The sequence below is a fragment of the Pseudomonas sp. TS_SC_3 genome, from assembly GCF_056156225.1.
The window spans coordinates 1,782,911-1,803,433 of record NZ_CM149586.1; the positions used below are offsets into that span (position 1 = coordinate 1,782,911).

Genomic DNA, 20,523 nt, shown 5'->3' on the forward strand with positions numbered 1-20,523 from the left:
CTTCGAGGTAAACGATGAGCAACATAACCCTCAACAACCTGGCCCTGCGCCTGGCCCCCTGGGCCTTGCCGGTGGCGCTGCTGACAGCCTGGCAACTGGCGGTGGTCAGCGGCCTGCTGTCCACGCGCATTCTGCCAGCCCCCAGCGCGGTGATCAGTGCCGGCTGGGAGCTGCTGCGCAGCGGTGAAATCTGGACCCACCTGGCCATCAGCGGCTGGCGCGCCGGCATCGGTTTTGCCATCGGTGGCGGCCTCGGCCTGTTGCTGGGCTTTATCACCGGTCTGTCCAAATGGGGCGAGCGCTTCCTCGACAGTTCGGTGCAGATGATCCGCAATGTGCCGCACTTGGCGCTGATTCCGCTGGTGATCCTCTGGTTCGGCATCGACGAGAGCGCAAAGATTTTCCTGGTCGCTCTCGGCACGCTGTTCCCGATCTACCTGAACACCTACCACGGCATCCGTAACGTCGACCCGGCGCTGGTGGAAATGGCGCGCAGCTATGGCCTGTCCGGTTTCAGCCTGTTCCGTCAGGTAATCCTGCCCGGCGCCCTGCCCTCGATCCTGGTCGGCGTGCGTTTCGCCCTGGGCTTTATGTGGCTGACGCTGATCGTCGCCGAGACCATTTCTGCCAGCGCCGGCATCGGCTACCTGGCGATGAATGCCCGCGAGTTTCTGCAAACCGACGTAGTGGTCGTGGCGATCCTACTGTACGCCGTGCTCGGCAAACTGGCGGACCTCGCCGCCCGGGGGCTGGAACGTGTGTGGCTGCGCTGGCATCCGGCCTATCAGGTTAAGGGAGGTGGACAATGACTGCGCTGCACACACTCAAACGTGGCCTGCCGCTGGCGATCAACGGCATCCACAAGGCCTTCGGCGCGCGTGCCGTGCTGAAGAATGTTCAGCTGCACATTCCGGCTGGGCAATTTGTCGCCATCGTGGGCCGCAGCGGTTGCGGCAAAAGTACCCTGCTGCGCCTGTTGGCCGGTCTCGACGTGCCAACTGAGGGCGAACTGCAGGCGGGTAACGGCGCACTGTCGGCATCGCGCGAAGACATTCGCCTGATGTTCCAAGACTCGCGTCTGCTGCCCTGGAAACGGGTGATCGACAACGTCGGCCTGGGTCTGTCCGGCAACTGGCGGCCGCAAGCGCAACAGGCGCTGGAAGCCGTTGGCCTGGCGGATCGCGCCAATGAATGGCCTGCCGCTTTGTCTGGTGGACAGAAACAGCGCGTGGCCCTGGCCCGTGCGCTGATCCACCAACCGCGCCTGCTGCTGCTCGACGAGCCGCTCGGCGCACTGGATGCCCTGACCCGCATCGAGATGCAGCAACTGATCGAACGCCTGTGGCAACAGCATGGTTTCACCGTACTGCTGGTGACTCACGATGTTAGCGAAGCGGTGGCGGTTGCCGACCGGGTGATTCTGATCGAAGACGGCCACGTCGGCCTGGATATCAACGTCGACCTACCCCGCCCGCGTCAGCGCGCCTCGGCCCGCCTGGCAGCCGTTGAGGAACAGGTACTTAATCGCGTGCTGTCGCTGCCCGAACTGCCAGCGCAACCCGAACCCATTTCACCCTTGCCCACGCAGTTGCGCTGGGCGCTTTAAACCGCATGACCACTCTTAAAACCAAGGAGCATCACCATGACCATTAAAGCCATCAACGTACGCAACCAGTTCAAGGGCACCATCAAGGAAATCGTCCTGGGCGACGTACTCTCGGAAATCGACGTACAAACCGCCTCCGGCATCGTCACCTCAGTGATCACCACTCGCTCGGTCAAAGAGCTGGAGCTGGGCGTGGGCAGCGAAGTGATTGCCTTCGTCAAATCCACCGAGGTGTCGATCGCCAAACTGTGAACGAAAAAGCCCGCGCAGGTCGAAACGCTGCGCGGGCTTGGGACAACTCAACCTACAAATCGGTCATCAGATCTGCGAGTTGGTGTCCTGGCTGATGATGACTTCGACACGACGATTCATCTGCCGACCTGAAGCCGACTCATTGCCTGCAACCGGCATGCTTTCGCCTTTACCCGCAGCGCTCAAACGGCTGCGGGCAACACCCTGGCTGGTCAGGTAACTCATCACCGAGGTTGCGCGGCGCTGAGACAAGCTTAGGTTGCTTTCCTCGCTACCCACGCTGTCGGTATGCCCTTCGATCATCACTCGACGCTCAGGGTTCTGGTTAAGGAAGGTCGCCAGTTTGCTGAGATTATTCGCCGAACCTGCACGCAACTCGGCGCGGCCCGTGGCAAACAGCACGTCACCCAAGGTCATGACCAGGCCACGCTCAGTTTGCTTGGCATTGAGTTCATCAAGTTGCTGCTGCAGCTGATCCGCTTCACGGGTACGCGAATCCAGGCGAGCGCCTTCGCGCTGTTCGCTGAGGATTTTGCGCTGGTCTTCATAAAAGCGCGTCTGTGCCAAAGCGCTGGCAATTTCCACCTTACGGTCGGCCATTACCACCAGATGCTGGCCCAGGGCCTGCTCTTCTGGCTGATCTTCGCGCGGCTGTTCAGCCACGATTACCGCTTGTTCGGCGGCCTTGAGTGCCACGGGCGCGCGGGTATTGAGCTGTGGGTCAGCCTGCAGGCGAGTGAGTTTGCTGCGGGTATCCGCCGCGCCTTGCGGCATGCTTGGCGGTGAAGCGCAGCCGGCCAGAGTCAGGCTGATGGCGCCAGCCAGTACCAGGTACTTCACATTGTGGGCAGTGTTCATTGTTGAGCTCCGGTGTTGCGCTGCATTTCCTGTTTCAGGCTGTTGGTGCTTTTCTGCATCTCGTCATTTACAACCTTGGCCTTGGTCGCTTGTGACTTAGCCAGAGCCAACTCGGCCTCAACGCGCGCCTGATCAGCCAGGCGTTCAGCCATTAGCATCTCTTCACGCTGCACCGCGGCATTGGCTGCGGTGAGTTTTGCCCGTGCGATGCCCAGCTCTGGCGAGGCGTAGTCCGCCACGCGCGCCTGTTCGGCGTTACTGATTGCCGACTCGGCAGCTTGCAGTGCCTGGCTCGGCGGCAGCGGCGGCGACGCGCAAGCACTAAGCAGCAGCAACCCGGTAAAAAGGCCGGCCACGCGTAACGTGGTCATGCTGTTAACCATGGATGGAGTCCTGTTCATTGATGTGTCCTCAAAGGTGGTACAGATGGACCTGACGCGAATACTTCGCGCGCACGTCCAGGTTGGCGTGGCTGCAGCGCCCTGGCAGTGCTGCAGGGAGCGTTCTTAGCGGTCGGCACAGTGGCTGACGAAACAGCTGGGCGGAGCACTCTGCGCCAGGCTTATGGCCATCAGCAGGCTGCTCACGGCCAACCCGGCATAGGCAATGGCAAACGCCAGCAAGAGCGGGCGGTAGTTAATATTCATCGTGTTTCTCCCATCTACTGGCCCACCGCGTGGGCTCGAACGCAGCGACTTTCACGCTGGCGTTGCATGCAAAAGGGCCTGCGCCCTGAGCCTCTGCTTTGCCACGGCGCGCGGCCATAACGCGCCGGCAATGCAGCAAACCAAGGCAATGCACGCGCACGCTTGGGCCCCGGTGCAGCTCGCGGGAGGGAGCATCGCAGCCGTTTAAGGCTCTGTCGGTACGCTATCGCGCATAGTGGAAATCAGGCTGAAATAGCCTCGTGGCCTGCGTACGCCGGCGCACAGACATGCCCGGGCGTGCAACCTACGCTGATGCATCGGTCGTCAGTGATGGCCCACGATCAGGAGCAGCACCATGGACACCTACCGTCACCACGTATCAGGTTTATTTAGCCAACGCAGTACCGCCGAAGAGGCTTTAAGCCAACTGATCAAACGCGGCATGCGCCGCGAGCAGTTGCAGATTGTGGCCAACAACGCAGATGCCCCACCCGCGCCGGCCCCGCAAGCCAGAAGCAATAAGGTATTGCGGGACATGCTGATCGACATCGCCATTGGTACCGGCATTGGTATCGGCATCGGCGCGCTGATTGCCGTGGCGCTGATTGTCAGCGAGGCCAGCCTGTTTTATGCCAGCCCGCTGCTCGCGCCCTTCAGCCTGATGGGCATGGGCGGGTTTATTGGGGGTTTTCTCGGCAGCGTGATCGGCGCGTCAGCCGGTGCAGGTCAGCATCACGGGCGCGTTGCCAAACGGGTCGACGAGGCCATCACTCACAGCGACGTGGTGCTGGTGGCGCGCACCCACAACGAGCAGCAGACCAGCATGGCCCGTGAGGTGATCACGGCCAGCGCCGGCCTGGTCAAGGACATCAATATGGCCGATGCCCCGGCGCCACAATCGCCTCGCTAAACGCGCGGCGCCTTATTCGGTCAGGGTCAGCAGAATATCGGCATACCAGGTGCAGTTAAGGCCCAGGGCCTCGTCCACATCAACATCGCGGCTGCCGAGGTCAAGCCGCGCCGAGTGCACGCCCAGCAGCCGCCACGGCAGGCCATCCGTGCCGGAGCCGGGTGTGCGCATCACCACAGGGGCGCCACTGGTGCCACGGTGCGTGCGGGCATCGGTGAGAAAATACCCCTGCCCCTGAAAGCGCAGGCCGAACGACGACGCCACCACGGCATGCCGTACCACCGCGATATGGTGCAGGGTGTCGTGAAAGCCCAGCGGGAAACCCACCACCAGCAATGAGCTGCCCACCTCAACCGGCTCTTGCGGTGGCTGCAAGTGGGCCGGGGTGAAGGCGTGGTAAATCATGCTGGCGGGCAGCGCGGCGCGCTCAATCTCCAGCACTGCCGCGTCCACCTCACCGGCGCTGTCGCAGGCCTGCCGCCAGAGGCTCTGCCCCTCCCGATACAGCGGCATGGAAAAACCGGTGGTTTGCGCCAGGTTGTTTAAATCGGTGTGCACCTCGATCTCAATACGATCGGGAAAATGCTGGCTCGGCTCATCGATCATCACATGCCGGCTGGTCACCAGAAACAAACGCTGGTCGCGGGCAAAGTAGAAGCCACTGGCGTTGGTCAGCAGCTGTTGCCCGGCAAACGTACAGACGCGTGCGGCAGTCAGCAGCACAGGTTCGATCATCGGCATCGCAGTACATCCTTGAGTGACGGCAGGTATGCCAGAACAAACCGGTATGCCCTTAAGCAGAGCAATTGCCACGCCAGCGCCGTGCGGCACCCGGCTGGCGGCCATGCGCAAAGCACCTCAGTCGCAATCACGCATAAGCGCTGTAGCGAACCGACTTAACAGGTTGGTTTTGACAGGCTGGGCCGAAGACAATTCCGCGCACGGCAGACTATCGGCCTGGCACGGCCCCTTCAGGAGCACCCGCATGAACAGACCACTTGCCGAAATCATCCAAAACAACTGGCGCAAACTCGCCGGCCTTGCCCTGATTGTCTGGGACGAGCTGACGCTGGATGAGCTGATCAAATCCAAAGGTGATGCACAGAAACTGACCAACCTGGTGCAGCAGCGCTACAACATGCCCCATGCCGATGCCAGCAAACAGGTGCTGAGCTTTTTCGAACGGCACCGCACCAGCTGACGTGTATCCATGCGGCAGCTCAGTTCAACCCGTAGAGGGTCAGCTCACTTGGCGTCAGCACACGCATGCGCCGCGGCTCGGTGCTGTGGATAGCGTCAAGCAACTTCAGCGGGATTTGCATGTCTTTGAAATAGGCCGCCTGGCTGGACCTGGCTGCCCCGGCGCTTGAGGCTGAATGCACGGAATCGCTGCCGGTGTAATACGGCCGATGAATACCGACAGGGCCGCGCACGCTTTTTCGGTGCCCAGCGGCCAACAGGTAGACGCAACTGCCTTGGCACAGGCCTGTAGAGGGCACCAGAGTGTCGAACCCAGTTTCGCGCAGCAGCCGCCCCATGCGCATGGCTTCGGCCACACTGCCGCCGATGCTATCGAGCATGACAATTTTCTTTGCGTACTTCCCAGGGTGGCGCTGGATGCCTTTAAGCAGTGCCTCATAGTCCCCCAGGGCAATATCCTCGGAGACCTTGGCCAGCAACACCGGCCCAAGGCTCTTATGCTGCCCGGCTTGCACCTCAACCTGGGCCAGCGCCGCGCCCGAGTACAGCATCACGGCGCTGATCATCACTGCCTGAAACACACTACGACTCATAAACCGGGTAAATCCTTTAGCGGAGCGGTCAACGGATGGGGGAAGATACCCGTTGCCGGCGAATCGCGCATACTTTGCAGCGTTAAACCCCACCTGGCTTCAACCATGGCACTCAAGCATTGCCGTAACTAACGCTACACAGCGGTGCCCGCCGCCGATTATCAGCCGATCAAGTGAGACCTTCCGTGGCCGTGATGTTTGAAATTCAGCAGCTCAACCCTGAAACCTATCGTCAGCAAACCCGCCGCAGCACCCTGACCATTGCGGCCATATTCGTTGCCCTGGCCATGCTGCTCTCAAGCGCCGCCGTGCTGCTGTTCGGCGCACCGGACGGCGATAACTTCCGCTGGAACCTTGGCGGCGTAATTGCCGCCCTCGCCGTCACCGTAGCCCTGGTGCGCTGGCTGCTGTGGCCGCAGCCCTTTATGGCCGCCGCCGTCTATGGCTGGCGACTCAAGCGCAGCCTGATGCGCATCACCAACCTGATGCACCACGTCAAAGCCGGTGTCGCGGCCCGCGACCCTGTCGCGATGCAGCTGCTGCGTTTCTACCACCTAGGCCTGACGCAGATGCATCAACTGGACGGTAACACCAGCTCACTGAGTGAAGTGGTGGCCGAAATCAACCAGCACAAAGAACGCATGGAAGAACTGGGCATGGACGTCGACCAACCGCGTCTGGAGGGAGACTGGCTCGAAGCCGTGAAAAAAATCAGCGCGCTGCCTGGGTAAGTCAGCGCGCGGCCGTCTTGCCTCAGGAAACCTGGACCGCCGGTAATAAAGGCGCCAAAGCGGCTATACGGAAAGGGCTGCGCAGCGCGCTGATGCGCTGGCGTGGCCACAGTCGCCATCCCGTTGCCTTAGGGCGTTATAGCAGGCGCTTTGCAAGTATTCGGCTTCCCATTGCAGCACATCTGCCGCCGGCATCGGTTTGGCGATCAAGTAGCCCTGGACAAGATCACAACCCAACTCTTTAAGCGCGAAAAAGTGCTCTTGCGTCTCGACCCCTTCTGCGACAACAACTTTATCAAAGGCTTTGGCCAGGCCGATAATAGCGGACGTAATAGAGAAATCTTCCGGGTCATGCAGCATATCCCGCACAAAAGACTGATCAATTTTAAGGGTTTGTGTTGGCAGTCTTTTCAAATAACTCAGCGATGAATAACCCGTACCAAAATCATCAATCGAGAATGTAACGCCCAGCGCCTGGCAGCCCACAATGCACTGACTGACATAGTCAATATTGTCCAAGGCCACCGACTCGACAATTTCAATGTCCAGCAATCCCGCATTCACCTGCCCCGCGCTGTTCAGCACCGAAGCCAGACGCTCTGTAAAATTTTTCTCCTGAAAATGCCGCGCGGCAATGTTCACACTCACCGACCAATTACGGCCGATAGCATTCCACTCAGCAATTTGTGAAATGGCATGTTCAATGGCCCACTCACCGATTTCGCAGATTATTTTATCGTTCTCGATCTGCGGCAAAAAGTCTAACGGTGAGACCAAGCCTCTTTCTGGATCATGCCAGCGCAACAACGCTTCAAACCCAACAATAGTGCAGTCCGTCAGACTGATTTTAGGTTGGTAATAGAGTGACAGTTCACCAAGCCTAAGCGCTTGTTTGACCCTGTTTATTATTTTAAAACTGCTCTTAACTTTGCGGTCATGAGTAACATCAAAAATATGATGCGCCATCGGGCCTTTTTGTTTGGCCACATACATGGCTTGATCCGCATGCCGCAGCAGGGTATCTAAACTGCGATCGTCTTTAGGGTAAACCGTTAAGCCTATGCAGGCCGTCACCCGAAACTCAACACCATTCACTTTGCACGGGGCATTCACAGCGGCCATGATGCGAATAACGGCCGCACTGATGGCAGAGGGGTCGAGTAAATCACTGAGAATCAATACAAACTCATCGCCACCGATACGCGCCACTATATCGCCGGGTTGCAACACATCTTTTATACGGTTAGCGGCAATAATTAAAAGTTTGTCTCCTGTGCCATGCCCATAGCGATCATTGACCTCCTTAAAACTGTCAAGATCAAGCATGCCGACCACAACGGATTTACCCAGTGAGCGCTGTTCAGCAAAGGTCTCTTTCGCGCGCCGCGTCAACAGGGCTCTATTCGGCAGGCCGGTGAGTACGTCATGCGCGGCGCGCCATTCCAAGTCTCTCAACAACTCCTTTTTTTCGCTGATATCAAACCTGATCGAAATATATTTCTCAACACGACTGCTGCCCGCATTGACTACCGGCACAATAACGCTGTGCACCCAATAAAGCGTGCCGCTTTTGGTGCGATTGCAAATATCGCCCTTCCAGGTCGAACCGGAAGAAATCGTTCGCCACATGTCTTCAAAAAAAGCAGCGCCATGAGTACCGGAATTAAGCAGCCGATGGTTCTGCCCCATCAACTCGTCCCGGCTATAGCCCGAGATAGTGCAAAACATATCGTTGACATACACGATAGTTCCGTGTGAGTCCGTCTCAGAAAATATGGCTGCGTTATCAACCGCTGTCCGATAGGTGTCTACCACGAGGTACTCCAACGTCATCAACTATCGGTTAAAACGATCAACCAAGGCCCGCAGCCCTTTCGAAGACTGCTCTAGCTCAGCACCACAGCCCACGGCAGAGGTCGCATTAGCCGCCGTGTTTTCAACGGTGACGGCAACGTTGTTGATTTGCTTCGCGATGTCCTCAGCCACATGCGCTTGCTCTTCTGAGGCAGCAGCCATCTGCTGGCTCATGCCACTGATTTTATCCACGGCCTCGCGAATACCTTGCAGTGCGCGTTGTGCCTCAATAACTTGCTGCACACCGTGATCGGCTTCATTTATACCCAGTCGGGCAATAGCGACCGCTTCATCAGCGCCCTGTTTCAGGGTTTTAATTACGTGATGAATTTGCTGGGTAGACTCCCGTGTTTTAAGAGCCAGAGCACGCACTTCATCCGCCACCACCGCAAAGCCTCGGCCTTGCTCACCCGCCCTAGCCGCTTCAATCGCGGCATTGAGCGCAAGAAGATTGGTTTGATCGGCAATTGTTTGGATCGCCCCAGCAGCAGTCATAATCTGCTGCGTTTCATTTGCAAGATGATCAACCGCAGAACTTATTTGGGTAACGGTTGTGGCCAGCGATTGAATGGCCGTATGTAATTCTTCTGCAACATGATCACCTTGGGCGGCAAGATGATTGGCATGTTGGGCTTCGGTAGCCGTTTGCAGAACGTGGCCGGCAACTTCGGTAATAGACGCAGCCATTTCCGTCATGGCAGCGGCAGTCATATCAATTTCTGCTCGTTGCGCGAGCAATGATGATTCTGTCTGGCTGGACAATGAGGAAGAATGCTTTGCTGAATCGTCCACTAGTACAGCGAGATCACTGAAACGTGTCAGGGCCGTTTTAAGCCGCGCATCCTCGCTGATCAGGGCCATTTCCATTTGTGCAAACACACCGGCTGCATCGCTGTAGGCCGCTGCGCTAACAGGGTCAAAAAATGCATCCGGCGCGCGACTGAGTATGTTCTTCAGCTGTTTACCCAACCGAGCATGGGCCCACAATCCGGACAGGGTAAAAATTGCAACAGTTGCGGCCTGCGCATATAAAACAGGCAAATAGCCGATTGCAAAAACCGAACTCAACACCGCACCTGCCGGGACCGCAAAACCCGCTAACACGCTTGCAACTGAACTAAACAAAGGGCGAGGCGTTTGCCCTGCGCTCACTCTTTTATATATTGCTTGCGCGCGATCCACCTGTTCCCGAGTCGGTTTTATCCGAACAGATTCATAACCAACAACCTTGCCATTTTCGACAACAGGAGTCACATAAGCACTGACCCAATAATAATCACCATTTTTGCAGCGATTCTTAACAACCCCCATCCAGCTTTTGCCCGCCTTTAAATACCTCCACATCACAGCAAAAACAGCAGCTGGCATGTCGGGGTGGCGAACTAAATTATGCGGACTGCCCAGCAACTCGGCTTCTGAATACCCACTGAGCGTTATAAACGCTTTGTTGCAGTAGATAATTTTCCCAGTAATATCAGTAACCGAGATTAAATTCTGGCCACTGGAAAACGTCTGCTCGGTATTAGTTACCGCTCTGTTGCTGCGCATCACGTGTTCCTTGGTATTTTTCGCTAAAGATAAATCACCCAACAGTCTGGGCTTGTCATGTTTTCAGCAGTAAAACCCTACGCACACGGACTAATACCTGTACGCAGAAACTCGACCTTGGATTACTAGTTATGCCTTGTGTCTTTTTTCACACCTGAGAAGAGATGCAGGGGTCTATTGGTCATGTACAGCACGCCAATGCGGCTAAACGCCGGGAAGCTAGTTAGTCATGTCGAGATTGAGCCAGCTAAACAGCTGTCGCGTGGGAAAACGGCAGCGCATCGCTTCGCTGGCCGGCGGCTATCGAGCTGCATCTAGAGGGTCGGTCACGTTGGCCCGCCTGGCATCTTGTGACTGCAATACGGGGCTCCAGGGGAGCCATGAGCGCAGTCAGGCGATAAACGCGGAACGACATCGCTTACGTGCAGCACTTGATCAAGACAACGTTGGCCCGCTGTTTTGCACACAAATCCCAATAGAAACTGAATTTATTCGGCACAAAAAGCGCATACAATCAACTTTTCAGGCGCGCATACTATTGATAAACATGATAAATATCAATGAGCCTAATGTATTAGCAGGCCACTGCTTCTCTGTTTTGGGTAAATGACTTACCGCCCGCTGAGTGGCACGCGTGGTTTGGTCCGCAGCGGGTCAAGTAAGCCTGACAAGCCGTTGTGGTCGATCTCCTGCATGAGCGCCAGCAAACGGCCGATCTCACTTTTGGGGAAACCCTCACGGGCGAACCAGTTGAGGTAATTACCCGGCAGGTCGGCGAGCAAACGGCCTTTGTATTTGCCGAAGGGCATTTCACGGGTTACCAGCAACAGCAGATCGTCAGGTTTCATCAGGCTCTCACGGCACTATGTGCTCGCACAGTGGCTTGGTGCGCGTCAGGCTGCAAAGTATGCCGCCCGGCTCGGATGCAGGCCAGGTTCAGAAAACTCGGGTAAGCTTCGCGCCCGTATTTAATCCACCCAAGGTTTGCATCAGCATGATTATCAAGGCACTGCGCGTCGGCCTCGGCCAGTTGATCATTTTCCTCGACTGGATCAGCCGTCCAGCCAAGCTCAAACGCTCCCCTGAAGCCCAGGCCGAGGTTGAGAAAAACGCCGCCAACTTGGCGCTGTATCAGTTTCACGCGTGCCCGTTCTGCGTGAAAACCCGTCGCACGCTGCACAAACTCAACGTGCCGGTCACGCTGCGTGATGCCAAGAACGATCCTCAGGCCCGTCGCGACTTAGAACAGCAAGGCGGCAAGATTAAGGTGCCGTGCCTGCGCATTGAAGAGAACGGTCAGAGCACCTGGCTTTATGAGTCCAAGGCGATCATTGCCTACCTCAACGAGCGCTTCGCCGCCGTCTGATCGCGTAAGCGGGGCCGCAAAGGGCCCCGCTTGTTCCGCTATGGCTGCGCAGGCTGCAGCTCACGTGCAACAAACTGACTGCCCTGCTGCTGCGCGACAAAACTGACCTTATCCCCCACCTTGAGCCCCTCAAGCTCGGCAGCATTTTCCACCTTGAACACCATGGTCATCGGCGGCATGCCCAGATTTGCCAACGGACCGTGACGCAGGGTGATTTTCTGGTTGGCCGTATCAATCTTGCGCACCTCGGCCTGACTCATGCTGGCGTTAGCCTGCGCGGCCTCATGGCCCTTATGGCCGCTGTGGTCATCGCTGGCCTGCACGCTAAACGCCAGGCTGCCCAGCAGGCAGGCAATCAGTAGTTGTTTCATGGTCTTGCTCCTTAAATAAGGCGACCCAACGGCCGCCCTGATCAGTTATCGGCCCGCGCTAAAAGTGCGCTGCCGTTATCACCCGGCCAGCACAGGCTGACCTGGGTTCACACGCCTCGCTCAGTTCGCCACCACCCGTACTTTGCCGACCATTCCCGCCTGGTAGTGGCCGGCGATCAGGCAGGCGAAATCAAACTCGCCAGTGCGGTTGAAGGTCCAGATGATCTCGCCGCTCTGCCCCGGCCCTACATGGGCCATATACGGCTCGTCGTGCTGCATACCGGGGAACTTGGCCATCATCGCCGCGTGCGCATCCAGATCCGCCTGGGTACCGAGTACGAACTCGTGCAGTAACTTGCCCTCGTTACGGTGCACAAAGCGGATGGTCTCGCCCTGCTTGACCTCAAGTTGGTCGGGGTTAAAGCGCATCTGGTCGCTCATGCCTATTTCGATGGTGCGGCTGACCTGCTCGCGCTCACCAGCGATGCCCCAGGGCTTCTGCTCTTTGACCACCTCGGTGTTGTGCGACTCGGGGTGTTGTTCGCTGTGGGCCAGTACTGAGCCACTGGCCAATAAACCCACCACCGCCAGGGCCAAGGCCAAACGATTTGCCTGATTCATTGATTCATCTCCTCATTCATCACGTTTTGTGGGCGGGGCATTAGCCGCGACTAAAGCACAACGCTCGCGCCTGAAGCGTTATGCCGCCCAGCGGAGTGCCGCCCAAGCATTGCCACAAAAGCCCTGCCATTAATGGTCCGCATGGGCGCTGGGTTTACGCACTTGCACTTCGACCGGCTCAACGGGCGGTTGTTTAAGCGGCATCGACTGGCCACCAGCATCGTTTGAGCGCGCCGGTTTGGCCAACGCTCCCCGCCACTCATAGGCCACAGTGCCGGCTGGGTGTTTGAACCAGCCGGGGTCACGGTAATCGCCTGGTGCTTGCTCCTTGCGCACTTTGAGCATGGTAAACATGCCGCCCATTTCCACCGAGCCAAAGGGGCCATCGCCGGTCATCATCGGCGCAGTGTTGGCCGGCAGCGGCATCTGCATCTCCGCCATATCGGCCATGCCGCGCTCACCCATCACCATGTAGTCGGGGATCAGCTTGGCGACCTTGCGGGTCATCTCACGGTGATCAACGCCGATCAGCGTCGGCACGTCATGGCCCATAGCGTTCATGGTGTGGTGGCTCTTGTGGCAATGCAGGGCCCAATCGCCCTCCTCGTCGGCAAGAAACTCAACCTGGCGCATCTGCCCCACGGCGATATCGGTGGTGACTTCTGGCCAGCGCGAGCCCATCGGCGTCGGCCCGCCATCGGTGCCGGTGACCTCAAACTCGTGACCATGTAGGTGAATTGGATGGTTGGTCATGGTCAGGTTGCCGACTCGCAGGCGCACGCGGTCGTTGTGCCGTACCACCAGCGGGTCGATGCCGGGGAAGATGCGGCTGTTGAAGGTCCACAGGTTGAAGTCGAGCATGGTCATGATTTTCGGCGTGTGAGCGCCCGGTTCAATGTCATAGGCATTGAGCAGAAAGCAGAAGTCCCGATCCACTTCGCTGATCAGCGGGTGGTGCGCCTTCGGGTGGGTGATCCAGAAGCCCATCATGCCCATGGCCATCTGGGTCATTTCGTCGGCATGCGGGTGGTACATAAAGGTGCCAGGGCGGCGCGCCTCAAATTCGTAAACGAAGGTTTTACCCACCGGTATCGCCGGCTGAGTCAGGCCGGAAACGCCATCCATGCCATTGGGCAAGCGCTGACCGTGCCAGTGGATGCTGGTGTGTTCGGGCAGTTTATTGGTAACAAAGATGCGCACCCGGTCGCCCTCCACCACCTCAATGGTCGGCCCTGGCGACTGGCCGTTATAGCCCCACAGGTGAGCCTTGTAACCAGGGGCCAGCTCGCGCACCACCGGTTCTGCCACCAGGTGAAACTCTTTGACGCCGTTGTTCATGCGCCACGGCAGGGTCCAGCCGTTGAGGGTGACTACCGGGTTATAGGGCAGGCCGTTCTGCGGTTGCAGCGGCGGCATGGTGTCGGCGCTGCTTTGCGACACCGCCTCGGGAATGCCAGCCAAAGACACCCGACTGACGGCCGAGGTAGCAACCGCTGCAGTAATGGCGCTGGCACCGAGGAAAAAATCACGTCGTGAAACCATGGCAAATTATCCTTGATCAGTGCCCAGCGGGCTCATCGGCAGCGGCCGTAGCCGCCATAGTGGGTGACAGGTTAGGCGTGCCCACCAGGGCCATATCCAGATCAGCCTTGGCGACCCAGAAATCACGCTGCGCCTGCAGGTAGCCATCAACCGCGAGGATTTGCTTGCGCGCATCGGCCAGCAACTCGAAGGTGCTGATAAACATGCCGTTGTACTGCAGAACATTTTCTTCGGCGATGCGCGCGCGCAGCGGCAGTACCTCATCGCGATAATGCCGCGCCAGTTCATGCGTGGCCTGATAGCCCAGATAGGCTTCGCGCACCTGCGAACGGGCGTTGATCGCCGTTTCGGCGGCACGGTTAAGCATCTGCCGATACTGCGCCTCGGCCTTGGCCACCTTGGCCCCGCTCCAGTCAAACAACGGTAACTCGACGCTGATTTCGTAGCCGCGCTGGGTCGGTTCCTCATTAGAGCGGTTATTCACCACACCCAGCTCCAGCACATTGATAAACCGTGTGGTTTTGCTCAGCCCCAGGTTGCTGGCCAAGCGCTCGGCGTCCAAACGCACCGCCTGAATATCCAAGCGCTGGCTCATGGCCAGGCGCTCAACATCCGGTAACAGCTCGGCGGTGACTGGCAACTCGGGCAGGCGCTCGGGTAGGCGGAAATCAATCTGCTCACCCCACAGGCCCAGCAGGCGGGTCAGTTGCTCGCGTGCCTGCATGCGCGCTTGCTCGGCACGAATCAGGTTTAATCCGGCGTCGGCATAAAAGCTCTGCTCCTGCGCCTGCTGCAGCAGGCTGTAGTTGCCCACTGCAGCCAGGCGCCGAGCCAACTCGGCGCCGGCTTCGGCCGAGTCCATCACTTGCTGCATAAAGCCCAGGCTTTCCTGTGCGGCTACCGCGCGGTACCAGGCTTTACGCGTTTGGCTGGCTAGCTCGAACAGCGCCAGGCTGGTCTGGCGCTGCACCTGCTCGAAACGCTTGGCCTCCATGCCGGAGGTCAGCGGCATGGCGATCAAGCGGGCCAGGTTGATATGCAGGCCGCGCTCATACTCGACCTCGGTGCCTTTATCCAACCGACCGAAAGAAAACCCCGGGTTGGGGATACGCCCGGCTTGCACACGCTCAGCTTCACTGATGCCGAGCGCGTCGAAACTGGCCTGCAAGCCGCGGTTATTCAGCAACGCGACCTGCACCGCAGCATCCACCGTGAGGGGCTGGGCAAGTAACTCATTAACCCGCTCAGCCAACTGGTCACGCTGTTCGGGCGTTTTCGCCCACACCACCTGTTTGTCCAGTTGCGCGCCGGCCTGCTCCACGTCAGTGAAGCCGCCATCCTCGGTAAAACTGGCGCAACCGCTCAGCAGCGCGAACATTGCCAGGAGTAAACCGCCCTTGGCGCGTGAGCAGAACGTCATCGATCGCACATCAATGATGGCCATGCGGGCTACCCCCCATTGGCTTTTCAGCAGGCGCAGGGGCACTGTCACTCGGCTGCTCCCAAGGCTCCTGCGCATAGGTACGCCAGCCGCCGATACGGCCAACCAATTCATTGGCTTCACGCCAGTCATGCAGCGGCTGCTCACTAAACCCCTGATAGGTCTTGAGCGGCGATTGATAGTTCAAGGCCGGGGTGGCGGCCTCGCTATTGAGTGGGTCGGGCTGAGCAGCCCAACTGCTGATAGGCAGCATCAGCAGCGCCAGGCAGAACAAGACCTGCCGGCGAATTAAGGGGAAAGGCATCATCAAATACTCTCGCGTGCAACGGCGCGCCTGCGCAGTACAGGCGAACACCGGCTGATAGCTAAATACGCGTATTAGTGGCCACAGAATTAACTACAGCGGGCACATCAACGCGCGGTTTGGCTTAGGCGATGTACAGGCGTGGGGGTCTATCGGGGGTTTCGGCGATAAAACCGACAAACTGCTGCAAGCGAGCCAGAGACGGCTCAGCGGGGTGTAGCGCAGCGGTGGTGATAATGACCGAACTCAGGGCCACAGCGCCGACACAAAACGCGCACAGGCTGCACAGGCTGTTGTCGGCAGCGGCTGCACCGGCGTCGGCTTGTTTAGCTGAGGCGGTGTGATGTTCAGCATGACCGCTATCGATGGACGGACTCATCCGCAGAGCGCCCGGATGATGCGCCGCCATTTGCGGCTCAGCCTGGGCGGCTAAACCACTGGGCTGGGTGACCGCACATAACTGCATGCTGATAGCCGCCATGCTCTGCGCCGGGAGGGCGAGCATTAGCATCCAGATCAGAGCAGTACGCAGGGTTTTACACATGGCGCAGGGGTGTCTTCGGCACGGTCGGTAAAGCGGATTATCCACCCAATGGCTGATTTGTCTATGTCTGTGATGGGCAAACGCCTACACAGCTGGCTATGATCGGGGTATGACCAGCACACCACCGCTGCGCCAACCCTGCCCACCTGGCGCCTGCAACTGCGGGCGTGAACAACTGTTGGAGGCCCCCAGCAGCGATGCACGCATCCTGCTGCTCACCCGCATAGAAGAAAAACGCCTGCTCGAACGCCTGGAAAACCTGGAGAGCCTGGCTGATCTGGAAAAGATGCAACGGCGTCTGCACGAGCAGCTCGGCCTCCACCTGACAGTGGCGCCGGGCTTTAACGAGGTGCGCAGCATGCGCGGTATTGGCATCCATATCGCCAAACTGCCCGGCCTGTGCCGCAAAACCCGCCAGGCCATTCCCACGGCCATCCGCCGCGGCCTGGAAAAACGCCCGGAAATCGCCTACGGCCTGCTTAACGCTCACGACCTGTTTCGCGATATTTAAAAGCCCGCAAGAACTGCCATACCCAGCCTGTGGCGCTTAGCTGGTTAAGCGCGAGCGCCTGAAGTACCCCGAGCGTTCTTCTGCTGCAGGATCATCGACGCTTCGTTATAGGCCTGCTGGAAGGCTTCACCGCCAATCCACAGCACGGCTGCCTCTTCGTCTTCATCATGGAAGATCCCGCGATAGGTGATCAGCAGCCCCATCATAAAGTCGGTCGCTGCGTCTTCTGCTTCCTCCGCAACCACCAGTTCCAGCACCGGGTATTGCAGGAAAATCAGGCACATCGCCAGCAGGCTGATGCCTTCGCCGACGTTCATGGCCTGGAATAAATCGTCGAAGTGCGCCGGGTCAAAGCCGTTCTCTTCGATGTCCTTGAAGTCAAAGGTGCTCAGGTCGATTTCAACATCATCAAACGGCTCATTAAGCAACGGATTGGCCAGGAGCGGATGTACCACCTGGGCTTTGGGCTTGCCTGAACGGTTCTGTTTGGCTTTGGTTTTAGCCCGCCGGGCACGTTTTTGCTGTTTATCAGGGGAAGCCATGGAGGTGAGTTCCTTGTCCGGTGCAGCCATATACATGGCCCGGGTTATTGAGGCGCACAGTGTATTCAATGTGCCGGGGTTCGACGGCCACAGGGCACAGATTTTTTTCTGCGTTACACGTCCGCAGTAATACAAAGCCCGCTGTGCGAGTAACCAAACCGGCCAGTGGCTCGCGCTCATCACAGTTTAAAGCTGAGGGCATTGATCGACCCAACGCTCACGCACGCGGCATTCCTGAGGGCGGCGAAAATGTTTCAGCCAGGTAGTCGATCATCAGCCGCACCTTGGCCGGTGGGCGACGATCCTGCGGATAAACGGCATAAATCCCGCCCAGAGCATGGGGTGGATGATCGAGTGGCAGGGCAATCAGTTGGCCGCGCTTGAGCGCATCAGCAACGATGAAGTCCGGCTGATAAATCACCCCTTGCCCCGCCACCGCAGCGGCCAGCAAAACGTCGCCATTATTGGCCGCAAGGTCACCACTAATCGTCACACGCACACTGCCATCGTGAGCAAAAGCCCATTCTCTGCCGCCAGCCCAAGACGAAAGGGTGTACCCCAAGCAATTATGCTGGGCCAACTCAGCCACCCGCCGGGGCACACCGCGCGCGTCGAGATAACTTGGCGCGGCACAAACCAGCATCGCGCAGTCACCCAGCTTGCGTGCCCGCAGCGGGCTATCAGCCAGGCGGCCGATACGCACCGCCAGGTCCCAGCCGCCGTCAACCAGGTCGACCCTGCTGTCAGTCAGCCCCAGTTCGATACTCAGCGCCGGGTGCTGACGGTTGAAGGCCGGCAGCAAAGGCGCGATAAATCGGCTCCCAAACGACAGCGGAAGGCTCATGCGCAGTAAGCCGCGGGCCTCGATCCGTTGCGAGGCGACGATGGCTTCGGCTTCGTCGATCTCGGGAAGTATGCGCTGGCAGGCCTCCAGATAATCGCCCCCGGCTTCGGTCAGGCTCAGGCGACGTGTGCTCCGGTGAAGCAGTTTGACGCCCAAGTGCTCCTCTAACGCATCCACATGCTTGGTGGCCATCGCCGGTGAGATCCCCATCTGCCGGGCCGCTGCAGAAAAACTGCCGGCACTGACCGTTCGAACAAAGATGCGCATACCCGTGACACGATCGAGCATGGTATTTCCCCCTATCAGCAGGAAGTGAATGCATTATTTGATGAATTATCAATGTAAATGATTCAAGCGATACTTGTCGGCATCCTATTCAACCGTGCGCTAGGTGATCATGACTGCCCTCAGCAATCCGCGTATGCCGACGCTGTTCGTCCCCCATGGCGCGGGGCCTTGCTTCTTTATGGACTGGAGCCCGCCGACTGCATGGCAGCGCATGGCCGATTTTCTCAAGAGCCTGGCCGCCACATTACCGTCGCGCCCAAAAGCCATCGTGCTGGTCTCGGCGCACTGGCTGGAACCGATGTTCAGCGTGACCAGCGGCGCGCAACCGGCGCTGATCTATGACTACCACGGCTTTCCGGAACACACCTACGCGCTGACTTATCCGGCGCCCGGTGCGCCCCACCTGGCGGCGCGCATCAGTGAGCTGCTCGGCCAAGCGCACCTACCTGCGCAGCAACACCCCGCGCGCGGCTTCGATCACGGCATGTTCATCCCGCTGAAGCTGATATTCCCAGGGGCCGATATTCCCGTGGTGCAACTGTCCCTGCGTCATGACTTAGACCCGCAAGCGCACCTGCACGCCGGCCAAGCACTGGCCTCGTTGCGCGATGAAGGCGTGCTGATCGTCGGCAGCGGTATGAGTTTTCACAACATGCGCGGGTATGGCGACGCCCGTTTCGGGCCGATTTCCGAAACCTTCGACCGCTGGCTGGCTCAGGCGGTCGCGCTTACTCCGGCGCAACGCGAGCACGCCTTGATTAACTGGGCGCAGGCACCCTCGGCGCGGCTGAGCCATCCGCCACGCGCAGAGGAACACCTACTGCCGCTGATGGTGGTGGCGGGGGCTGCCGGCGAGGACACCGGTGACTGCATCTTCACCGACCACGTGATGGAAACCGCGCTGTCGGCGTTTCGTTTTGGATAATTTCAAAGGCGTTTTCATGGTCATCACCCTTTTCGGCAAACCACTCGTATCACCGGTCTACGGGGGCTGCGACCAAGGGTTGAGCCTTGCGGGTTGAGGGTGTTAAGGCAGAAAGCATGCTGACTAGCCGCAGCCGTTGCCACACCGCCGCCGATGAGGGCGCGCTAAAAGGAGCTTTATCATGTTGAGTTCAACTGCACAGATACCCACAGACAATCCGCAACGCCTGATCACGCGCCTGTGCAAGCACTGGAGCCACAAGTTCCCGGTCAGCTTCGATGAGCAGCAAGGTGAGATTCAGCTTGGTTTAGGCACCTGCGTGCTCAAGGCGCTAGAGGGCAGCCTGCATGTACGCGTGCAGGCCGCCGACAGCGAGCCGCTTGTGCGCCTGCAATCGGTAGTCGCGGAGCATTTACACCGCATGGCGACCGCGCCGCTGCCCGCATTCACTTGGGACCAACAGGCGTTTTGACCTTTACCCGCACCACAAGGAGAGCAACATGAATGATTCAGCCCACCGTTATGGCGGTATTTCCCGGCTTCTGCATTGGGGCATGGCCCTGTTGATCGGCTGGCAACTGCTCAAACTCGGCGACCGTATTAACGACGGTGAGCATTGGGTCGGCCAAACGCTGGTGCCCTGGCATGTGTCCATCGGCAGCCTGCTGCTGGTGCTGATCGTGCTGCGCCTGCTGTGGGCGTTGTCTCAACGGCACCAACGCCCACAGCATGATGGGCCAACCGCGCTATTGGTCAAAGCCGGCCACGGGCTGCTCTATGCCAGTATGCTGCTGATGCCGCTCACTGGCCTTTTTGTGATGCTCGGCAACGGCTACGGGATGAAGGTATTTGGCCTGCAACTGATCGCCAAGACCGGCCTGAAAACCGAGTGGATGATCAGCCTCGGCAACCTGCACTCGCCACTGGCTTGGCTATTACTGGCTCTGGTGGTGGGTCATATAGGGGCGGCGCTGTTTCACCACTTCATTAAAAAGGATGACACGCTAAAACGCATGGCCGGTTAA

27 protein-coding genes and 1 pseudogene are annotated in these 20,523 nt (G+C 58.7%); 11 read left to right on the top strand and 17 right to left on the bottom strand.

Annotated elements, in window-relative coordinates:
- The first annotated feature begins 14 nt into the window (after positions 1–14).
- From ssuC to AC0J6G_RS08580, 3 genes are read left to right on the top strand one after another with little or no spacing between them, the layout of a single operon-like run.
- Positions 15–809, top strand: coding sequence for an aliphatic sulfonate ABC transporter permease SsuC (gene ssuC / locus AC0J6G_RS08570; protein WP_475253106.1), 795 nt, complete (start codon positions 15–17; stop codon positions 807–809).
- Positions 806–1,606 carry an aliphatic sulfonates ABC transporter ATP-binding protein gene (gene ssuB, locus AC0J6G_RS08575; RefSeq protein WP_475253108.1) on the top strand — a complete coding sequence of 267 codons (801 nt, stop codon included), beginning with the start codon at positions 806–808 and terminating at the stop codon, positions 1,604–1,606. The genes ssuC and ssuB overlap by 4 nt, the downstream gene beginning before the upstream one ends.
- A gap of 36 nt (positions 1,607–1,642) precedes the next feature.
- On the top strand, positions 1,643–1,858 hold the full coding sequence (locus AC0J6G_RS08580) for a TOBE domain-containing protein (RefSeq protein ID WP_056842174.1): 216 nt from the start codon (positions 1,643–1,645) through the stop codon (positions 1,856–1,858).
- Between the two features lie 66 nt (positions 1,859–1,924).
- Here the strand turns inward: AC0J6G_RS08580 and AC0J6G_RS08585 are convergent, their stop codons facing one another.
- From AC0J6G_RS08585 to AC0J6G_RS08595, 3 genes are all read right to left on the bottom strand, one after another.
- Positions 1,925–2,716: an OmpA family protein gene (locus AC0J6G_RS08585; protein ID WP_475253111.1), complete on the bottom strand. Its 792-nt coding sequence runs from the start codon at positions 2,714–2,716 to the stop codon at positions 1,925–1,927.
- Positions 2,713–3,087, bottom strand: coding sequence for a DUF4398 domain-containing protein (locus tag AC0J6G_RS08590; RefSeq protein WP_475253113.1), 375 nt, complete (start codon positions 3,085–3,087; stop codon positions 2,713–2,715). The genes AC0J6G_RS08585 and AC0J6G_RS08590 overlap by 4 nt, the downstream gene beginning before the upstream one ends.
- Positions 3,088–3,222: 135 nt before the next feature.
- Positions 3,223–3,363 (bottom strand): hypothetical protein, encoded by a 141-nt coding sequence (locus tag AC0J6G_RS08595; protein WP_475253115.1) that lies wholly within the window; start codon positions 3,361–3,363, stop codon positions 3,223–3,225.
- A gap of 355 nt (positions 3,364–3,718) precedes the next feature.
- Here AC0J6G_RS08595 and AC0J6G_RS08600 point away from each other — a divergent pair, with 355 nt between their 5' ends.
- Positions 3,719–4,273 (top strand): hypothetical protein, encoded by a 555-nt coding sequence (locus tag AC0J6G_RS08600; RefSeq protein ID WP_475253117.1) that lies wholly within the window; start codon positions 3,719–3,721, stop codon positions 4,271–4,273.
- Between the two features lie 12 nt (positions 4,274–4,285).
- Here the strand turns inward: AC0J6G_RS08600 and AC0J6G_RS08605 are convergent, their stop codons facing one another.
- A complete protein-coding gene (locus AC0J6G_RS08605; protein ID WP_475253119.1) occupies positions 4,286–5,014 on the bottom strand; it encodes a S1 family peptidase in 729 nt (242 codons plus the stop codon).
- A 244-nt stretch (positions 5,015–5,258) separates the two neighbouring features.
- Here AC0J6G_RS08605 and AC0J6G_RS08610 point away from each other — a divergent pair, with 244 nt between their 5' ends.
- Entirely contained in the window at positions 5,259–5,474 is a 216-nt protein-coding gene (locus AC0J6G_RS08610; RefSeq protein ID WP_475253121.1) for a CsbD family protein, read from the top strand.
- A gap of 19 nt (positions 5,475–5,493) precedes the next feature.
- On the opposite strand, the gene AC0J6G_RS08615 is transcribed toward AC0J6G_RS08610, so the two are convergent.
- Positions 5,494–6,066, bottom strand: coding sequence for a COG3904 family protein (locus tag AC0J6G_RS08615; RefSeq protein ID WP_475253123.1), 573 nt, complete (start codon positions 6,064–6,066; stop codon positions 5,494–5,496).
- A gap of 194 nt (positions 6,067–6,260) precedes the next feature.
- Here AC0J6G_RS08615 and AC0J6G_RS08620 point away from each other — a divergent pair, with 194 nt between their 5' ends.
- Complete coding sequence (locus AC0J6G_RS08620) at positions 6,261–6,797, top strand: DUF3087 domain-containing protein (protein ID WP_475253657.1); 537 nt, start codon at positions 6,261–6,263, stop codon at positions 6,795–6,797.
- Positions 6,798–6,860: 63 nt separating this feature from the next.
- Here the strand turns inward: AC0J6G_RS08620 and AC0J6G_RS08625 are convergent, their stop codons facing one another.
- The 4 genes and pseudogenes from AC0J6G_RS08625 to AC0J6G_RS08640 form a co-directional block, all read right to left on the bottom strand.
- Entirely contained in the window at positions 6,861–8,612 is a 1,752-nt protein-coding gene (locus tag AC0J6G_RS08625) for a putative bifunctional diguanylate cyclase/phosphodiesterase (protein WP_475253125.1), read from the bottom strand.
- Positions 8,613–8,633: 21 nt separating this feature from the next.
- Positions 8,634–9,755, bottom strand: a complete 1,122-nt coding sequence (locus AC0J6G_RS08630; protein WP_475253659.1) for a methyl-accepting chemotaxis protein — start codon at positions 9,753–9,755, stop codon at positions 8,634–8,636.
- A gap of 162 nt (positions 9,756–9,917) precedes the next feature.
- A pseudogene (locus AC0J6G_RS08635) lies at positions 9,918–10,199 on the bottom strand (PAS domain-containing protein); the annotation flags it as partial.
- A gap of 611 nt (positions 10,200–10,810) precedes the next feature.
- Positions 10,811–11,047 (bottom strand): DUF3820 family protein, encoded by a 237-nt coding sequence (locus AC0J6G_RS08640; RefSeq protein WP_475253127.1) that lies wholly within the window; start codon positions 11,045–11,047, stop codon positions 10,811–10,813.
- 146 nt (positions 11,048–11,193) lie between these two features.
- On the opposite strand from AC0J6G_RS08640, the gene AC0J6G_RS08645 reads away from it, so the two are divergent.
- Positions 11,194–11,565 carry a glutaredoxin family protein gene (locus tag AC0J6G_RS08645; protein ID WP_475253129.1) on the top strand — a complete coding sequence of 124 codons (372 nt, stop codon included), beginning with the start codon at positions 11,194–11,196 and terminating at the stop codon, positions 11,563–11,565.
- 38 nt (positions 11,566–11,603) lie between these two features.
- On the opposite strand, the gene AC0J6G_RS08650 is transcribed toward AC0J6G_RS08645, so the two are convergent.
- The 6 genes from AC0J6G_RS08650 to AC0J6G_RS08675 all read right to left on the bottom strand — a co-directional run bounded on the left by AC0J6G_RS08650 (position 11,604) and on the right by AC0J6G_RS08675 (position 16,349).
- Positions 11,604–11,936, bottom strand: a complete 333-nt coding sequence (locus AC0J6G_RS08650) for a copper-binding protein (protein WP_475253131.1) — start codon at positions 11,934–11,936, stop codon at positions 11,604–11,606.
- A gap of 120 nt (positions 11,937–12,056) precedes the next feature.
- Positions 12,057–12,557: a cupredoxin domain-containing protein gene (locus AC0J6G_RS08655; RefSeq protein WP_475253133.1), complete on the bottom strand. Its 501-nt coding sequence runs from the start codon at positions 12,555–12,557 to the stop codon at positions 12,057–12,059.
- A gap of 129 nt (positions 12,558–12,686) precedes the next feature.
- Positions 12,687–14,099 carry a multicopper oxidase family protein gene (locus AC0J6G_RS08660; RefSeq protein WP_475253135.1) on the bottom strand — a complete coding sequence of 471 codons (1,413 nt, stop codon included), beginning with the start codon at positions 14,097–14,099 and terminating at the stop codon, positions 12,687–12,689.
- A 16-nt stretch (positions 14,100–14,115) separates the two neighbouring features.
- Positions 14,116–15,591 (bottom strand): TolC family protein, encoded by a 1,476-nt coding sequence (locus AC0J6G_RS08665; RefSeq protein WP_475253137.1) that lies wholly within the window; start codon positions 15,589–15,591, stop codon positions 14,116–14,118.
- Positions 15,530–15,847 (bottom strand): hypothetical protein, encoded by a 318-nt coding sequence (locus AC0J6G_RS08670; RefSeq protein ID WP_475253139.1) that lies wholly within the window; start codon positions 15,845–15,847, stop codon positions 15,530–15,532. The genes AC0J6G_RS08665 and AC0J6G_RS08670 overlap by 62 nt, the downstream gene beginning before the upstream one ends.
- Positions 15,848–15,968: 121 nt before the next feature.
- A complete protein-coding gene (locus tag AC0J6G_RS08675) occupies positions 15,969–16,349 on the bottom strand; it encodes a hypothetical protein (protein ID WP_475253141.1) in 381 nt (126 codons plus the stop codon).
- Positions 16,350–16,497: 148 nt separating this feature from the next.
- Between AC0J6G_RS08675 and AC0J6G_RS08680 the strand changes: the two genes are divergently transcribed.
- Positions 16,498–16,899 carry a hypothetical protein gene (locus AC0J6G_RS08680; RefSeq protein WP_475253143.1) on the top strand — a complete coding sequence of 134 codons (402 nt, stop codon included), beginning with the start codon at positions 16,498–16,500 and terminating at the stop codon, positions 16,897–16,899.
- 44 nt (positions 16,900–16,943) lie between these two features.
- Here AC0J6G_RS08680 and AC0J6G_RS08685 read toward each other — a convergent pair whose 3' ends face one another.
- The gene (locus tag AC0J6G_RS08685; RefSeq protein ID WP_475253145.1) at positions 16,944–17,441 is read right to left on the bottom strand and encodes a hypothetical protein; all 498 of its coding nucleotides are present in this window, start codon (positions 17,439–17,441) and stop codon (positions 16,944–16,946) included.
- Between the two features lie 217 nt (positions 17,442–17,658).
- A complete protein-coding gene (locus tag AC0J6G_RS08690) occupies positions 17,659–18,573 on the bottom strand; it encodes a LysR family transcriptional regulator (protein WP_475253147.1) in 915 nt (304 codons plus the stop codon).
- A gap of 109 nt (positions 18,574–18,682) precedes the next feature.
- Between AC0J6G_RS08690 and AC0J6G_RS08695 the strand changes: the two genes are divergently transcribed.
- From AC0J6G_RS08695 to AC0J6G_RS08705, 3 genes are all read left to right on the top strand, one after another.
- A complete protein-coding gene (locus AC0J6G_RS08695; protein ID WP_475253149.1) occupies positions 18,683–19,498 on the top strand; it encodes a DODA-type extradiol aromatic ring-opening family dioxygenase in 816 nt (271 codons plus the stop codon).
- Between the two features lie 181 nt (positions 19,499–19,679).
- The gene (locus AC0J6G_RS08700) at positions 19,680–19,970 is read left to right on the top strand and encodes a DUF2218 domain-containing protein (protein ID WP_475253151.1); all 291 of its coding nucleotides are present in this window, start codon (positions 19,680–19,682) and stop codon (positions 19,968–19,970) included.
- A gap of 28 nt (positions 19,971–19,998) precedes the next feature.
- On the top strand, positions 19,999–20,523 hold the full coding sequence (locus tag AC0J6G_RS08705; protein WP_475253153.1) for a cytochrome b: 525 nt from the start codon (positions 19,999–20,001) through the stop codon (positions 20,521–20,523).

What these genes read in the sequence shown, in the direction of transcription:
- ssuB (WP_475253108.1), top strand. Translation starts at nt 806, where the DNA reads ATGACTGCGCTGCACACACTCAAACGTGGCCTGCCGCTGGCGATCAAC.
- AC0J6G_RS08605 (WP_475253119.1), bottom strand. Translation starts at nt 5,014, where the DNA reads ATGCCGATGATCGAACCTGTGCTGCTGACTGCCGCACGCGTCTGTACG.
- AC0J6G_RS08580 (WP_056842174.1), top strand. Translation starts at nt 1,643, where the DNA reads ATGACCATTAAAGCCATCAACGTACGCAACCAGTTCAAGGGCACCATC.
- AC0J6G_RS08600 (WP_475253117.1), top strand. Translation starts at nt 3,719, where the DNA reads ATGGACACCTACCGTCACCACGTATCAGGTTTATTTAGCCAACGCAGT.
- AC0J6G_RS08685 (WP_475253145.1), bottom strand. Translation starts at nt 17,441, where the DNA reads ATGGCTTCCCCTGATAAACAGCAAAAACGTGCCCGGCGGGCTAAAACC.
- AC0J6G_RS08700 (WP_475253151.1), top strand. Translation starts at nt 19,680, where the DNA reads ATGTTGAGTTCAACTGCACAGATACCCACAGACAATCCGCAACGCCTG.
- AC0J6G_RS08585 (WP_475253111.1), bottom strand. Translation starts at nt 2,716, where the DNA reads ATGAACACTGCCCACAATGTGAAGTACCTGGTACTGGCTGGCGCCATC.
- AC0J6G_RS08620 (WP_475253657.1), top strand. Translation starts at nt 6,261, where the DNA reads ATGTTTGAAATTCAGCAGCTCAACCCTGAAACCTATCGTCAGCAAACC.
- AC0J6G_RS08680 (WP_475253143.1), top strand. Translation starts at nt 16,498, where the DNA reads ATGACCAGCACACCACCGCTGCGCCAACCCTGCCCACCTGGCGCCTGC.
- AC0J6G_RS08670 (WP_475253139.1), bottom strand. Translation starts at nt 15,847, where the DNA reads ATGATGCCTTTCCCCTTAATTCGCCGGCAGGTCTTGTTCTGCCTGGCG.
- AC0J6G_RS08655 (WP_475253133.1), bottom strand. Translation starts at nt 12,557, where the DNA reads ATGAATCAGGCAAATCGTTTGGCCTTGGCCCTGGCGGTGGTGGGTTTA.
- ssuC (WP_475253106.1), top strand. Translation starts at nt 15, where the DNA reads ATGAGCAACATAACCCTCAACAACCTGGCCCTGCGCCTGGCCCCCTGG.
- AC0J6G_RS08645 (WP_475253129.1), top strand. Translation starts at nt 11,194, where the DNA reads ATGATTATCAAGGCACTGCGCGTCGGCCTCGGCCAGTTGATCATTTTC.
- AC0J6G_RS08650 (WP_475253131.1), bottom strand. Translation starts at nt 11,936, where the DNA reads ATGAAACAACTACTGATTGCCTGCCTGCTGGGCAGCCTGGCGTTTAGC.
- AC0J6G_RS08705 (WP_475253153.1), top strand. Translation starts at nt 19,999, where the DNA reads ATGAATGATTCAGCCCACCGTTATGGCGGTATTTCCCGGCTTCTGCAT.
- AC0J6G_RS08590 (WP_475253113.1), bottom strand. Translation starts at nt 3,087, where the DNA reads ATGACCACGTTACGCGTGGCCGGCCTTTTTACCGGGTTGCTGCTGCTT.
- AC0J6G_RS08675 (WP_475253141.1), bottom strand. Translation starts at nt 16,349, where the DNA reads ATGCTCGCCCTCCCGGCGCAGAGCATGGCGGCTATCAGCATGCAGTTA.
- AC0J6G_RS08615 (WP_475253123.1), bottom strand. Translation starts at nt 6,066, where the DNA reads ATGAGTCGTAGTGTGTTTCAGGCAGTGATGATCAGCGCCGTGATGCTG.
- AC0J6G_RS08595 (WP_475253115.1), bottom strand. Translation starts at nt 3,363, where the DNA reads ATGAATATTAACTACCGCCCGCTCTTGCTGGCGTTTGCCATTGCCTAT.
- AC0J6G_RS08640 (WP_475253127.1), bottom strand. Translation starts at nt 11,047, where the DNA reads ATGAAACCTGACGATCTGCTGTTGCTGGTAACCCGTGAAATGCCCTTC.
- AC0J6G_RS08690 (WP_475253147.1), bottom strand. Translation starts at nt 18,573, where the DNA reads ATGCTCGATCGTGTCACGGGTATGCGCATCTTTGTTCGAACGGTCAGT.
- AC0J6G_RS08610 (WP_475253121.1), top strand. Translation starts at nt 5,259, where the DNA reads ATGAACAGACCACTTGCCGAAATCATCCAAAACAACTGGCGCAAACTC.
- AC0J6G_RS08695 (WP_475253149.1), top strand. Translation starts at nt 18,683, where the DNA reads ATGACTGCCCTCAGCAATCCGCGTATGCCGACGCTGTTCGTCCCCCAT.
- AC0J6G_RS08660 (WP_475253135.1), bottom strand. Translation starts at nt 14,099, where the DNA reads ATGGTTTCACGACGTGATTTTTTCCTCGGTGCCAGCGCCATTACTGCA.